The 13,629-nt window shown below is 44.9% G+C and carries 16 protein-coding genes; all 16 read left to right on the plus strand.

Features of this window, described 5'->3' with window-relative positions; genetic code table 11:
- The first annotated feature begins 35 nt into the window (after positions 1-35).
- The gene (locus tag BLV62_RS02460) at positions 36-1,136 is read left to right on the plus strand and encodes a glycosyltransferase (protein ID WP_089758364.1); all 1,101 of its coding nucleotides are present in this window, start codon (positions 36-38) and stop codon (positions 1,134-1,136) included.
- 62 nt (positions 1,137-1,198) lie between these two features.
- Positions 1,199-1,546 (plus strand): gliding motility protein GldC, encoded by a 348-nt coding sequence (gene gldC / locus BLV62_RS02465; RefSeq protein ID WP_089758366.1) that lies wholly within the window; start codon positions 1,199-1,201, stop codon positions 1,544-1,546.
- 18 nt (positions 1,547-1,564) lie between these two features.
- Positions 1,565-2,014, plus strand: a complete 450-nt coding sequence (locus BLV62_RS02470) for a GatB/YqeY domain-containing protein (protein WP_089758368.1) — start codon at positions 1,565-1,567, stop codon at positions 2,012-2,014.
- Positions 2,015-2,069: 55 nt separating this feature from the next.
- The gene (locus tag BLV62_RS02475; RefSeq protein WP_089758370.1) at positions 2,070-2,612 is read left to right on the plus strand and encodes a CvpA family protein; all 543 of its coding nucleotides are present in this window, start codon (positions 2,070-2,072) and stop codon (positions 2,610-2,612) included.
- Between the two features lie 71 nt (positions 2,613-2,683).
- Positions 2,684-3,445 carry an alpha/beta fold hydrolase gene (locus BLV62_RS02480; RefSeq protein WP_089758372.1) on the plus strand — a complete coding sequence of 254 codons (762 nt, stop codon included), beginning with the start codon at positions 2,684-2,686 and terminating at the stop codon, positions 3,443-3,445.
- A gap of 128 nt (positions 3,446-3,573) precedes the next feature.
- Entirely contained in the window at positions 3,574-4,233 is a 660-nt protein-coding gene (locus BLV62_RS02485; protein ID WP_089758374.1) for a CBS domain-containing protein, read from the plus strand.
- A 137-nt stretch (positions 4,234-4,370) separates the two neighbouring features.
- Positions 4,371-5,783 (plus strand): POTRA domain-containing protein, encoded by a 1,413-nt coding sequence (locus BLV62_RS02490; RefSeq protein WP_089758376.1) that lies wholly within the window; start codon positions 4,371-4,373, stop codon positions 5,781-5,783.
- Between the two features lie 30 nt (positions 5,784-5,813).
- A complete protein-coding gene (locus tag BLV62_RS02495) occupies positions 5,814-6,704 on the plus strand; it encodes an NAD kinase (RefSeq protein WP_089758378.1) in 891 nt (296 codons plus the stop codon).
- A 156-nt stretch (positions 6,705-6,860) separates the two neighbouring features.
- Entirely contained in the window at positions 6,861-7,724 is an 864-nt protein-coding gene (porG, locus tag BLV62_RS02500) for a type IX secretion system protein PorG (protein WP_220096683.1), read from the plus strand.
- Between the two features lie 217 nt (positions 7,725-7,941).
- Complete coding sequence (locus BLV62_RS02505) at positions 7,942-8,703, plus strand: isoprenyl transferase (protein WP_089758380.1); 762 nt, start codon at positions 7,942-7,944, stop codon at positions 8,701-8,703.
- Positions 8,684-11,437: a BamA/OMP85 family outer membrane protein gene (locus BLV62_RS02510; protein WP_089758381.1), complete on the plus strand. Its 2,754-nt coding sequence runs from the start codon at positions 8,684-8,686 to the stop codon at positions 11,435-11,437. Before BLV62_RS02505 ends, BLV62_RS02510 begins: the two co-directional genes overlap by 20 nt.
- Before the next feature lie 62 nt (positions 11,438-11,499).
- Positions 11,500-12,015 carry an OmpH/Skp family outer membrane protein gene (locus BLV62_RS02515; RefSeq protein WP_089758384.1) on the plus strand — a complete coding sequence of 172 codons (516 nt, stop codon included), beginning with the start codon at positions 11,500-11,502 and terminating at the stop codon, positions 12,013-12,015.
- 56 nt (positions 12,016-12,071) lie between these two features.
- Positions 12,072-12,581 (plus strand): OmpH/Skp family outer membrane protein, encoded by a 510-nt coding sequence (locus BLV62_RS02520; protein ID WP_089758386.1) that lies wholly within the window; start codon positions 12,072-12,074, stop codon positions 12,579-12,581.
- A gap of 176 nt (positions 12,582-12,757) precedes the next feature.
- Entirely contained in the window at positions 12,758-12,913 is a 156-nt protein-coding gene (gene rpmH, locus BLV62_RS02525) for a 50S ribosomal protein L34 (protein ID WP_012788729.1), read from the plus strand.
- 23 nt (positions 12,914-12,936) lie between these two features.
- Positions 12,937-13,320 (plus strand): ribonuclease P protein component, encoded by a 384-nt coding sequence (locus tag BLV62_RS02530; protein WP_089758388.1) that lies wholly within the window; start codon positions 12,937-12,939, stop codon positions 13,318-13,320.
- A 58-nt stretch (positions 13,321-13,378) separates the two neighbouring features.
- A complete protein-coding gene (gene yidD / locus BLV62_RS02535; RefSeq protein ID WP_089758390.1) occupies positions 13,379-13,609 on the plus strand; it encodes a membrane protein insertion efficiency factor YidD in 231 nt (76 codons plus the stop codon).
- Positions 13,610-13,629: the final 20 nt, after the last annotated feature.

Consider the following 13,629-nt stretch of genomic DNA (forward strand, 5'->3'; position numbering starts at 1 on the left):
TGTAGGTTTGCTGCTTCGCAGACAATGGAACAGTTATGCAAATTGCAGTGAATGCCGCTTGTTTACGACAGGATAAACCTGCCGATACAGGATTAGCCGCAACCGAAATATTATCAGCGATGTTCAGGCAGCAGCCGGAACACCAGTTTACCTGCTTTTTTGATGGGGATGTGCCGGCCGGGTTAACATTTCCATCCAATGTGACTACAGTAGTATTACCGAGAAGGGGAGACAGATCGTGGCACTACTACTGGTGGCTGGAATGGCAGCTGGTAAAAGCCATGAAGCCATTTAAGCCCGACAGGTACCTGGGATTTGATTCCCTGCCCCTCAGGAGCAAAATACCGGCAACTTTGCTGATCCGCGATCTCTCTTACCTGCAGGGAGCGGGTACCCAGCTTCCCGCTTACCAGAAGTGGTTAAGGAAGAACAGCCAGAAATACTTTACCATTGCCCATAGCATAGGGGCATTGTCGGCCACCCTGAAGGAGGAGTTGAAGATGGCCTCCCGTAAAACAGTGTTGCTGACCCCGGGTCTGAGCCCGGATTTCAGGCCGCTGGAGTGGGATGACCGGGAAACCGTTAAACGCCAATATGCCCAGGGGGCGGAGTTTTTCCTGATCACAGGAGCTTTACATCCCCGCAACAATATCATCCCGGTGCTGAAAGCATTTTCGGCACTGAAAAAAAGGCAACGAAGCAATATCAAATTGGTGCTGGCAGGGAGTCAGACGGCAGCGGGAGGGGAAATAATCACCGCCCTGCAAACCTACAGGTTCCGCCAGGATGTAATTATTGTGGAGAACCCCGACCTGCAAACAGTGGCGGCGTTGGTGGGAGCAGCCTACGCGCTGATCTACCCGCCTCGTTTTGAAGGATTCGCATGGCCGGTACTGGCAGCCCAACGTTGTAAAGTGCCGGTGATTGCGCTGGACAGTGAGGGAGCCAGGGAAGTGGGAGGAGACGCCGTTTTGTATGCCGACCCGGCCAGCCAGGATGATCTGTCCGAAAAAATGAGCTTATTATATAAAGATGAAATGCTACGGTCACGGCTTTTAAACAAAGAAGGGAGCATCCAGCCGTTTACAAGCTGGGAAAAGGCCGCAGAAGAGCTTTTCAGGATAATGATAGGGTAATTACAGCAACTTCACGCGTAAAATGCCGGAGTATGGCTATTTTTGCGCATTAATTTTAAAATATGAGCACAACGTCTACTATAAAGATCCAGGTTGGATTGGATGATCAGAAGATCCCGGAATCGATCGAGTGGAGCGCCACTGATAACAAGGAAGAAAGAATGATCAAAGCTAAAGGGATGATCGTATCTTTCTGGGATCCGGCAGAAAGGGCTGCCTTACGTATTGATCTTTGGACAAAAGATATGATGGTAGATGAGATGGCTGATTTCTTCTTCCAGACTATGATGACAATGGCAGATACTTATGCCAGGGCTACACCATATAAAGATCAGGCACAGGAATTAAAAGATTTTGCCAAGGATTTCTTCAGGAAATTCCAGGAGAAACAAAAGGCGGAAGGACAATAATCCATTAAACTTAACCGTATGTCATTAGAAACAAACATTAACGCAGAGATCAAAACTGCGATGCTTGGAAAGAAAGAGGCAGACCTGCGTGCGTTACGCGCGATCAAGGCTGCTATCCTGGTTGCAAAAACAGCAGAAGGGGCAAGCGGAGAACTGACTGAAGCCGATGAGCAAAAGCTGTTGCAGAAACTGGCGAAACAAAGGAAAGACTCGCTGGAGATCTTCCGTACCCAGAACAGGGAAGACCTGGCGGCTAAGGAAGAAGAAGAGCTGGCAGTGATCGAGCGTTTCCTTCCTAAACAACTTACCGAGGAAGAACTGAAGAAAGAAGTAGCGGCAATTATTGCCTCTGTTGGCGCCAGTTCACCTGCCGATATGGGCAAGGTAATGGGAGCAGCTACCAAGCAACTGGCTGGCAAAGCCGATGGTAAAGCTATTTCAGCAGTCGTAAAAGAGTTACTTAAATAACTGATACTTACCTGGTATTTCCGGATACGTGGGGTCCGGAAATACTGCTTTTCTCATGTCTATAGACATCATTTTCGCCGCCATAATGGTTTTTGCCCTTTACAGGGGCTATACCCGGGGACTGATTGTAGCTATTTTCTCCTTTGTTGCCGTGACATTGGGATTGGCGGTTGCGATCAAGCTCACAGCGGTTACATCTTTATATGTGCAGCAGCATTGGGAGCTCCATTCCCGTTGGATACCTATTTTCTGTTTTATCTGCCTTTTTATCGGTGTTGTCCTGGTTGTACGGCTCGGCGCTATCATGCTGGAAAAGATAGTCGAGTTCGGGATGCTGGGCTGGCTGAACAAACTGGGAGGAATCGTGCTGTACAGTATTATATTTATAATAATTTACAGTGTGGTGCTATGGCTGGCCAACCAGGTATACTGGCTGAGCCCCGAAACCAAACTTCAATCCGTCGTATATCCTTATATCGAGCATATAGGGCCATGGACCATAGACCACATAGGGGCAGTTATACCTGTTTTTAAAAATATGTTTGCCGAATTACAGGCATTCTTCGAGGAAGCAGCGCAGCATATCCAACAGGGGTAACTCATTCCAAAGATTATTTAGATTAATAAAAAGAATTATTTTAGCGTAAAATTGACTTTCAAGATTTGGCAATGGATTACGAAATCAAAACTCAGGGTAAGTTTAGCTTTTTAGAGGAAGGAGAAGGCGAACCACTAGTTTTATTGCATGGGCTTTTTGGTGCTTTAAGCAATTTTTCGGATGTGGTAGAATATTTCCGGCATTACAATAAGGTTGTTATTCCGATGTTGCCCCTGTATGATTTAAACATCCTGGAAACATCGGTTGGTGGGCTGGCTAAATATGTGCATAAATTTATAGAGGCCAGAGGATATACAAATGTTCATTTATTAGGTAATTCGTTAGGTGGGCATGTAGCGTTGGTGTATTTGCTGAAACATCCGGAAGCCCCTATTAAATCATTGACGCTGACAGGTAGCTCGGGGTTGTTCGAAAATGGCATGGGTGAAACCTATCCTAAAAGAGGCGACTATGAGTATATCCGTAAAAAAGCGGAGCTTACTTTTTATGACCCGAAGATCGCTACCAAAGAACTGGTAGATGAGATGTTTGAGATCGTAAATAACCGACTAAAAGTTATTAAGATCATTACCCTGGCGAAATCTGCTATCCGCCATAACCTGGGAGATGAACTGAAAGATATTAAACAGCCAACAATGCTGATCTGGGGTAAAAATGACACAGTTACACCTCCGATGGTAGCAGAGGAATTTCAACGACTTATACCTAATTCTGAACTGGAGTTTATCGATAAATGCGGCCATGCGCCAATGATGGAAGTCCCTGAAGAATTCAACAAAATACTGCATGCTTTCCTTCAAAAACTGAAGTAATACCAGCCAGTGAACTCGTTTGCTTATCAGCTTACTGAATAAAAATTTTACTGCAGTCTTTTTACGTACATGTAATTTCTTTTTCTGTTGGCATATTCTTTACTATTATTGTATAAGAATACGCTAACATGATTGCCAGAGAACTCATATCTTCAGTACCTGCTCTGCATCCTTCGGATGCAGGCTCCAAAGCGTTGCGCCTGATGAATGAATACCATCTCACGCAACTGCCTATGGTAGCGGATAACAAGTATCTCGCACTGATAGCAGAAGATGATATCCTGGATATGGAAGATCCGGAGACTTCATTGCAATCAATGGAGAATAACGGAAACCGTCCAGCTATCATGGAATATGCTCACTTCTATGAAGCATTGAAATTATTTCACGACTTCAAACTTTGTGTCCTGCCTATCGTTTCCCGGGAAGGCGACTACCAGGGGATCATCACCAAAGACACCTTGCTTGATGCGCTTGCCTCTTTCAATGCAGTAAAGGAACCCGGCGGAATATTGGCGTTTGAAGTGGAACCGAGAGACTATGCACTGAGCGAAATCGCCCGTATCGCAGAGTCTAACGATGTTACCCTTTTAAGCGTGAATACCATTACCAACCCGGCAACCGGCAAACTGGAAGTGGTGCTTAAAACCAATCGCCTCGAACTTCAGGGCCTGGTGGCTACGTTTGAAAGATTTAACTACATCATCAAGTACGTCTATTCTGAAGAACAGGAGGAAGAGCTGCTTAAAAAGAACTACGACCTGCTGATGAATTACATCAGCATGTAAAAATAAAACCTGATGATAAGCCGGCCTCCATAAGCCGGCTTTTTTCGTGTTACCCTTCTTTTAATCCACACTCTCTTTCACCGTTTTTATTATATTTGGAATATTGTCAACACACTTTTAAATCGGATCTGACCTACATGCTGAAACGCTGTTATTATCTGCTGGCGATCGTTTGCCTGTCTGGATTTGTGCTGCCGAAACTAGCCGATGGACAGAATACTACGGCGAAAGAGAACAACTACCTGGTTGTCAGAAGCATTCAGGTCACGGGGAATAAGAAAACCCGTACCTCCGTTATTATCAGGGAAGTAAGCGCAGTACCCGGGGATACCATTTTCCTGAAAGATCTGTCCTCTACCTTGGAAGCTTGCCGTAAGCAATTGCTGAATACTTCACTATTTCTTAACGTTACCGCTAACGTGAAGAACTGGGATGGCGACCATGCCGACCTGGTCTTCGACGTCTGGGAACGCTGGTATACGTTCGCTTTCCCCATATTCAAACTGGCCGACAGGAACTTTAACCAATGGTGGGTAGAAAAAAAGCATAGCCTCAGCAGGGTGAACATCGGCGTAAGCGGCACACAGGGGAATCTCAGCGGCCGGAACGATGAGCTGAGCGCAGCCATCCAGTTCGGCTATACCCAGCGCTTTGCATTGCAATACAACCTGCCGTATATCGATAAACATTTCAGGCATGGCCTGGGCATTATTGCTTCCTACAAGCGGAACAGGGAGGTGAACGACAGCACCAACCTGAACAAACAGGCGTTTTTCAGGAAAGATGAATTTTTGAGACAGGTTTATTCCGTAGGGCTGAACTATAGCTACAGGCGGGCCATCAATACCCGTCACCAGGTTTTCCTTACCTATAATTATGAAAAGGTGATGGACTCAGTAGCCATCCTGAACCCTAATTACCTTGGGAAAGGCCGAACGCAGATCTCCTATTTTGAACTAACCTACCGGCTGAACTATATCAAGGCCGATAGCTGGGTTTTCCCGCTCAAAGGCGTCAGCATACTGGCGGAGATATCCAAGAAAGGACTGGGGCCCTGGGACGACATCCACGATGTGAGGCTGCGATTAAACATGGCAAAATTCTGGGAATTGGGGAAGAAGACCTACGGAGCGGTGGGGATACGGGCACAGACCAAATTCTCTAACAACCAACCCTATATTAACCAGCAGGCATTGGGATACAGCGAAGACTACCTCAGGGGCCTGGAATATTATGTGATAGACGGAACCAGCTTCGCCATCCTGAAATCTACCCTGCGCCAGGAACTGGTTTCATTCAAATTCCGCTTGCCGATCGTACCCAAAAAATTCAGCCAGGTACCTGTAAGGATCTTTGCAAAAGCGTTTGGCGATGCAGGTTATGCTTATAATAAATACCCGGGCAACAGTTTCCTGAATAATCGCCTCCTGTATAGCGGTGGCGTGGGTTTCGACATTGTTTCCTTTTACGATACCAATCTCCGGCTCGAATACAGCTTTAACCAGTTAGGTGAAAAAGGGCTATTTTTACACACAAGCATAGATTTATAAGCGTTAAGATTATCAATTAAAGTTGTGCGCATGCAGGTAGCATTATATAGCCGGGGGTTTATTACTGAAGATATTGCCAATATCCGATTATTGCTGGAAGAGCTGAGAAGAGCTGAAATAGAGGCAGTTATCTACGAGCCTTTTTATCGCACCCTGCAGGAGCATGTATTTTTTGAACACCAGCCCGTATTGTTTTCCAGTTCAGAACAATTGTCTGAAAATATCGACTTCCTCATGAGCCTGGGGGGAGACGGAACGTTATTGGACACCGTCTGCTATGTACGGGACAGCAACATCCCGGTGATAGGTATCAATTTCGGGCGTTTGGGTTTCCTGGCCAGCATCGGCAAGGAAGAGATACATGCGCTGGTTCAGGCTTTACAAAACCGTACCTACGTGGTAGACAGGCGCGCTTTGCTGCATCTCGACGCTAATATCCCGTTATTCGGGGAGGTGCCGTATGCATTGAACGAGTTTACGATCCATAAAAAAGATTCTTCGGCTATGGTTAAGATCCATACTTACCTGAACGGAGAATTTCTGAACACTTATTGGGCAGACGGGCTAATAGTAGCCACTCCAACGGGATCTACCGGGTATTCGCTGAGTTGCGGAGGCCCCATCGTTTTCCCGGAGGCAGGCAACTTCATTATTACGCCGGTAGCTCCGCATAACCTGAACGTCAGGCCCATTATAGTACCTGATGATAATATTATTTCTTTCGAGGTAGAAGGTCGGAGCGAGCAGTTCCTTTGTACCCTGGATAGCCGGATGGAGACAATAGACAGCACAGTGCAGATAGCCGTAAAGAAAGAAGTGTTCTCTATCAACCTGTTACGCTTAGACGACAGTAATTTCCTGCATACATTAAGAAATAAGTTGTTATGGGGAATTGATGCCAGGAATGCGATTAAGCTGTAGATATAAAGTAGAATTATTACATTTACACATATATTGCTCGCTGATTACGATGTGAAATTTGCCCCGTTAATGCTTTGTAAGACTGTTTAGTAAGCATAAAGTCAGCCAATACATTAAATAAATCCGGCATTTTAGCGTTTTAGAAGCACTGAATTTATGCAGAGAAAATATTTTTATCCTGGATATCTTATTTTTTGGCTGGCGATGGCGGCCGGTTGCCTTTTTTCTGTAAGGGTAGAGGCGCAGAATGAATTGCGATATGTTGGCGAGCTGGGGATATCTGTAGGAGCGGCACATTATTTCGGAGATCTGAACACCCGGGGGGCTATCAACCGCCCCAAACCTGCTGTGGGTATCTATTACAGGAAATACATGAACGATTATGTGGGGATAAGGGCACACGGAAGGTTTATGCAGCTGGGGTATTCTGATGTTTATAATACCAACGAATTTCAGAATCGCAGGAATTTAAGTTTCAATACCAATCTGTGGGAATTGAGCCTGCAGGGCGATTTTAATTTCTTCCGTTTTGAACCCGGCAGCCTATACGAACGATTTTCTCCATATCTTACAGGGGGCGCCAGTATTTTTTATTTTAATCCTTATACCTATCTTGGGGGAGTGAAATATTATTTACAGCCGTTGCGGACCGAAGGACAGGGTTCGGCGCTGTACCCGGACAGGAAGCCTTATAGCCTGGTATCGTATGCCTGGCTGATAGGGGGAGGGTTCAAGTATAATATTTCGAAGACAGTAAATGTGGGCCTGGAGGCGCTTTACAGGTTCACGCAGTCGGATTACCTGGATGATGTGAGTACAACTTATGCAGGTGAGGGGGTGTTTCCGACAATTGATGGACAGCCTTCCATTGCTGCACAACTGCAGGACAGATCTGGAGTAAAGGGCACGCCTATAGGAGTAGTAGGCAGGCAGAGGGGGAATAGCCGGGATAAAGACCAGTTTATAACGCTGGAACTAACAATAAGTATCCTTTTTACCTCGTACAACTGTAAATTTTAGTTGATAAAAAAGTAACTTTCTACGGTTCGGCAAAGTATACCGGCAAACTACTGGGTAAGTTCTCTGAATTAGCTAAAACCCCCACTGGTATTGATTTCGCTGTTAAAACTACGTTAAAAGACCTCCTCAGGCTTTGCCAAAAAAGTCATTACTCTATTTTTGTATCTTTGCACCCTTTTAGAATCTGTTATAATCTGTTATAATACGCCTGACACAAATGAGCTTGAAGGATAAATTGGACTTGCAACGGTTGCCGCGCCATATAGCCATTATTATGGACGGGAATGGCCGTTGGGCAAAAGAGAGGGGGCAAGACAGGCTGTATGGGCACCACGAAGGGGTTGAAAGTGTGCGAAATATCGTGGAAACCTGTGCAGAACTGGGAATAGGCTATCTCACCTTATATGCCTTTTCTACAGAGAACTGGGATCGCCCGGTATATGAAGTTAATGGCATCATGGAACTGCTTGTAAACACCATCCGCAGGGAGGTGACTACATTGTCTAAAAATAATATCCGTCTGACCATGATCGGCGATATGAACATGTTGCCGCCTCAGTGCCAGCGGGAAATGGAAGAAGCTATTGCGTTTACCAGCCAAAATACCGGCCTTAACCTCGTTATGGCCCTCAGTTACAGTGCAAGGTGGGAAATAGTGAATGCCGCCCGGAAAATAGCCCAGGACGTTAAAAACGGAACTCTCGATCCTCTTGCTGTTACTCCTGCCGTCTGGGAAAGTTATCTCTGTACCGCAGGCATACCAGATCCGGAATTAGTGATCCGGACCAGTGGGGAGTGCAGGATCAGCAACTTCTTACTTTATCAGTTGGCTTATGCGGAACTCTATTTTACAGATACCCGCTGGCCAGACTTCCGACAAGAAAATCTTTACCAAGCCATTTTAAATTTCCAAAACAGAGAACGGCGCTTTGGCAAAACAAGCGAACAAATTCAGCAGAATGAAGAAATTATTTCCTAAGGGCCTTCTGGCTATAGCATTATGTTGCACTGCAGGCTATCGTGTATCCGCTCAGCAAAAAGATACATTGCCTCCAACACAACCTGCTAACCAGTCTGTTTATCCATTGAATGTTGGGGAACCACGACAATATGAAATCGCTGATATTCAGGTTGTTGGTACTCAGTACCTGGATAAATCCCTGTTATTGTCTTTATCCGGCCTTAACGTAGGCGATAAAGTGACTTACCCGGGGGGAGACCAATTTACTAAAGCCATCCAAAGCCTGTGGTCTCAACGCCTTTTTGCTGATGTGACCATCTATGTGACTAAAATCGAAGGAGATAAGATCTGGTTGGAAATTGGATTGACAGAAATGCCTCGCATGTCGTCTTTCAACTGGAAAGGGATCAAAAAATCCGAAAGCGATGAGCTGACAACCAAGTCAGGTATCCGCAAAGGAAGCGTGATCACCGATGCATTGAAACAAACAGTCAGAGGTACCGTACATAAATACTATGCAGACAAAGGTTTCGGAAACGCCACTGTAAGGATCGACCAGCGGGTGGATTCCGGCCAGGTAAACTCTGCTCACCTGACCTTCGTTGTTAACAAAGGAAATAAAGTTCGTACAGAGAATATCTATTTCGCAGATAACTATAACATTCCTGATTCCAGGATCAAGAAAAAGATGAAGGGTACCAAAGAGCGCTCCCGCTTAACCCTGCATCCTGATACCGAACATTATTTCAAGGATTCCGTTGTCACGCCGGATGATTTCTGGAAAACCTATGGTTACCTGCAACCATCAAGAGCCGTAGAAAAACTGGATCCTTACTTCCGCTTTAAGCTGTTCTCTTCTTCCAAGTTCAATGAAAACAAATACCTGGAAGATAAAGGAAAGATCATCGCCCTCTACAACGCAAGAGGATACCGTGATGCGGTCATTACTAAAGACACTACTTATAAAACGCCTTCCCAGAACCTCAATATCGAAATGAGGATCGCTGAAGGAAGGAAATATTATTTCGGCGATATCACCTGGAAAGGAAATACAAGGTATAACGACTCTGCTTTAACCCGTATCCTGGGAATCAAAAAAGGAGATATCTATAACCTGGAACTGCTGGAAAAAAGATTAGGTAAACAAATGTCGCAGGAAGGTGGCGATATCACCAGTGCGTATATGGATAACGGTTACCTCTTCTTCCAGATCGACCCGGTTGAAATCGGCATCCGTGGCGATACTATCGACTACGAGATCCGTATGCGTGAAGGACCTCAGGCTACTATCAAGGAAGTGAGGATCGCCGGTAACGAAAAAACGAACGAACACGTTATCCGTCGTGAACTTCGTACTATCCCCGGCGAAAAATTCAGCCGCCAGGACCTGATCCGTTCACAACGCGAGATCTCCAACCTCGGGTTCTTCAACCCTGAAAAGATCGGTATCAACCCTGTTCCTAACGTGAGCGACGGAACCGTGGATATTGATTATACCGTGGAAGAAAAAGCGAACGACCAGCTGGAACTTTCTGCCGGTTGGGGCGGATATATCGGTCTGACAGGTACTTTGGGGGTAACTTTCAATAACTTCTCTCTCCGTAATATCTTCAAAAAAGAAACCTGGGACCCGTTGCCAAGCGGCGATGGTCAAAAACTCTCTGTAAGGGTTTCTTCCAACGGTAAAGCATATCGTTCCTATAACTTCTCGTTCACTGAACCATGGCTGGGCGGCAAGAAAAGGAACCAGTTCTCTGTAAGCTTCTATAGCAGCTACCAGAACCCTTATGCATATAACGATTACTATAAAGGATTGTACGGAGATACCACTACCTCTACCGATGGTCACTTTAAAGTATTAGGCGCTTCAGTTTCACTGGGTAAACAGTTGAAATGGCCGGATGACTATTTCTCCCTGATCTACTCCCTGAACTATCAACAATATAAACTGAAGAACTATAACTACTTCGGGATCCAGGGATTTGAAAATGGTATATCCAACAACGTTAACTTCAAGATCACCCTGGCAAGATCGTCTGTAGACCAGCCAATCTTCCCGCGTTCAGGTTCCAGCTTCATGCTGTCGGCACAGTATACTCCTCCTTATTCCCTGTTCAACCCGGACAAGGACTATACAAAGGAGCCTGTTTCGCAACAGTTTAAGTTTATCGAGTACCAGAAATACCGTTTCAATGCTGAGTGGTATGTGCCATTGAGCAAACCGATGGGATCAGATGCCAAAACGTTTGTATTGAAGGTAGCGGCTAAATTTGGTTATATTTCAAGGTATAACAATCGTACAACCTTGTCGCCGTTCGGCCGGTTTGAGCTGGGAGGCGATGGTTTGAGCAACTTCGCGATCTACGACCGTGATATCATCTCGCAGAGAGGTTACCCGGTATATTATACTTCCGATCCGAGTGTGAACCCGGATAACGGGCAGCCGGCGAATTACGGAGGCTTCACGGTATTTAACAAGTATGTGATGGAGCTGCGGTATCCTTTCAGTCTGAATCCGAGTTCTACTATCTTTGGCCTGGCCTTCCTGGAAGCTGCCAACGGGTATAAAGATATCCAGGAATATAACCCGTTCAGGTTGCGCCGTTCAGCCGGTATCGGTATGCGTTTCTACCTGCCGATGTTTGGTTTGCTCGGATTTGACTATGGTATTGGATTTGACCGTATCAGGCCTGGAGGTGGTTTGAAAGATGCAGCTAAGTTTACATTTATGCTCGGTTTCGAACCAGAATAATGTGAAAATAAATTATATATTGCAAGTTTAACTATCGTAGGTTTTGCAAAATCCTTTGTAGCATGAAGAAACTATTTATAACAGCTGCTATTTTACTCGCAATGGGAGTTGCTGCACATGCGCAACGTTATTGCGTGATAGATACTAAATATATCCTGGAAAGCATCCCGGAATACAAAGAGTCACAGTCGAAGCTGGACGCTATTGCTGAACAATGGCAGAAGGAAATAGACGCGAAGTTCCAGGAAGTGGATAAGATGTACAAGTCTTACCAGGCGGAACAAGTAATGCTTACAGAAGAATTGAAACATAAAAGGGAAGATGAGATAGTAGCAAAAGAAAAGGAAGCAAAAGATTTACAACGCAAGCGATTTGGCTATGAGGGCGATCTGTTCAAGAAAAGAGAGGAATTAGTTAAACCCATCCAGGACAGGATCTACAATGCGGTACAAAAATTGTCTGCAAGCCGTATGTACGATTTTGTATTAGATAAAGCGGGAGGCGCAACTGTCATATTTTTTGATCCTAAATTGGATAAAAGCGAAGAAATACTCAAAGCACTGGGAGTAAAGAAGTAATCCGTACCTATTTTTTTAACATAAGTATTTAAATTTTTTTAAACACAGACAACATCATGAAGAAGTTCGTAATTATTGCTTTTGTGGCGGTTAGCGGTTTATTCAGCGTGAATGCGATGGCTCAATCAAAAGTAGCGCATATCAATGCACAAGCACTTATTGCTGCTATGCCGGAAGCAAAGAAAGCTGAAACAGATCTGCAAACCTATGCACAGAGCCTGGAAGCGGATGGAAAAGCACTGGTAGATGAGTACACTAAGAAGATGAAGGAATTTGATGAGAAAGCAGCAACAATGACTGACAACGTAAAAGAAATCAAAACCCGCGAAATCCAGGATGCTCAGAAACGTATCCAGGATTACCGTGATAACGCAGAACAGAAAGTACAGGCCAAACAACAGGAACTGCTGAAGCCAATCTACGATAAAGCACGTAAGGCAATCGAAGATGTAGCTAAAGAAAAAGGTTATGGTTATGTGATCGACAGCTCTGCTGGTCTTTTACTGGTTTCTCCGGCAGCAGATGATATCCTGGCTTCCGTGAAAACTAAATTAGGTATTAAATAATTTATTTCTTTAATACATAAAGGTGGAATGTGGTGAAAACTGCATTCCACCTTTACTTTTAAGTTTTTGGATTTTAATTTTACTTTTCAATAAATTTCTGCTACCTTTGCCTTCCGTTTTAAAAAACAATCCTTAACACGGAGTTTTAGTAGTACAGGTAAAAACAAAAAAAAGAAATGAAACGTACTTTTCAACCGCATAACAGACGCAGAAAGAGCGTTCACGGCTTCAGAAAGAGAATGGAAACTGCTAATGGCCGTAAGGTATTGGCTTCTCGCAGAGCGAAAGGTCGTAAGAAGCTGACTGTTTCTGACGAACGCAAGCTGAAATAATCTAGTAGCTAAATACTATTGCCATAAAAACTTATTCTTTTAAAAAGGAAGAAAGGTTAAAAAGCAGAAAACTAATTGAAGCGCTTTTTCGTGAAGGAAAAGCGTTTTCTGTTTTTCCGTACCGTGTTGTTTACCTCCCGTTGCCAACACCGGGCACCTATCCCGTGCAGGTAGGCTTCAGCGTCAGCACCCGCCGCTTTCCCCGGGCGGTCGACCGGAACCGCATCAAACGCCTTAGCCGCGAAGCCTGGCGACTGCAAAAACAGCATCTATACCAACAACTTCAGTCACAATCCCGTCAATTAGCCGTTTTTCTCATCTATACAGACAAAAAAATGGCTGACTTTTCAACGCTGCAAGGCAAAATTTCGGTAATTTTAAAGAAGCTGGCTGCAGCAGGCGAATAATAATTCCCTGACTTTCCGTCTACCCACGCTGTTGCCAACTCCCACTAATTGATAGTTTATGAAAAGTGTGTTGCGCTGGCTCAGTTATCCTTTTATTTTCCTGATAAAGATCTATCAGTGGTTTATTTCGCCGTTACTAGGCGGTAAATGCCGCTACACTCCTTCATGCTCCCAATATGGACTGGAAGCCTTTAAAAAATATGGCCCCTTCAAAGGAGGCTATCTCACCATAAAGCGTATCTTGTCGTGCCATCCGTGGGGAGGACACGGTTACGATCCTGTGCCTTAAGCCGGTACGCCAACGTTATT

The sequence above is a fragment of the Chitinophaga terrae (ex Kim and Jung 2007) genome (assembly GCF_900107795.1).
Taxonomy (GTDB): Bacteria; Bacteroidota; Bacteroidia; order Chitinophagales; family Chitinophagaceae; genus Chitinophaga; species Chitinophaga terrae.

Excerpts from the sequence above, each read along its gene's own strand:
- BLV62_RS02520 (WP_089758386.1), top strand. The coding sequence starts at position 12,072 with ATGAAGAAGTTCGTAATTATTGCTTTTGTGGCGGTTAGCGGTTTATTC.
- BLV62_RS02480 (WP_089758372.1), top strand. The coding sequence starts at position 2,684 with ATGGATTACGAAATCAAAACTCAGGGTAAGTTTAGCTTTTTAGAGGAA.
- BLV62_RS02460 (WP_089758364.1), top strand. The coding sequence starts at position 36 with ATGCAAATTGCAGTGAATGCCGCTTGTTTACGACAGGATAAACCTGCC.
- gldC (WP_089758366.1), top strand. The coding sequence starts at position 1,199 with ATGAGCACAACGTCTACTATAAAGATCCAGGTTGGATTGGATGATCAG.
- yidD (WP_089758390.1), top strand. The coding sequence starts at position 13,379 with ATGAAAAGTGTGTTGCGCTGGCTCAGTTATCCTTTTATTTTCCTGATA.
- BLV62_RS02470 (WP_089758368.1), top strand. The coding sequence starts at position 1,565 with ATGTCATTAGAAACAAACATTAACGCAGAGATCAAAACTGCGATGCTT.
- BLV62_RS02515 (WP_089758384.1), top strand. The coding sequence starts at position 11,500 with ATGAAGAAACTATTTATAACAGCTGCTATTTTACTCGCAATGGGAGTT.
- BLV62_RS02475 (WP_089758370.1), top strand. The coding sequence starts at position 2,070 with ATGTCTATAGACATCATTTTCGCCGCCATAATGGTTTTTGCCCTTTAC.
- rpmH (WP_012788729.1), top strand. The coding sequence starts at position 12,758 with ATGAAACGTACTTTTCAACCGCATAACAGACGCAGAAAGAGCGTTCAC.
- BLV62_RS02505 (WP_089758380.1), top strand. The coding sequence starts at position 7,942 with ATGAGCTTGAAGGATAAATTGGACTTGCAACGGTTGCCGCGCCATATA.
- BLV62_RS02490 (WP_089758376.1), top strand. The coding sequence starts at position 4,371 with ATGCTGAAACGCTGTTATTATCTGCTGGCGATCGTTTGCCTGTCTGGA.
- BLV62_RS02510 (WP_089758381.1), top strand. The coding sequence starts at position 8,684 with ATGAAGAAATTATTTCCTAAGGGCCTTCTGGCTATAGCATTATGTTGC.
- BLV62_RS02485 (WP_089758374.1), top strand. The coding sequence starts at position 3,574 with ATGATTGCCAGAGAACTCATATCTTCAGTACCTGCTCTGCATCCTTCG.
- porG (WP_220096683.1), top strand. The coding sequence starts at position 6,861 with ATGCAGAGAAAATATTTTTATCCTGGATATCTTATTTTTTGGCTGGCG.
- BLV62_RS02495 (WP_089758378.1), top strand. The coding sequence starts at position 5,814 with ATGCAGGTAGCATTATATAGCCGGGGGTTTATTACTGAAGATATTGCC.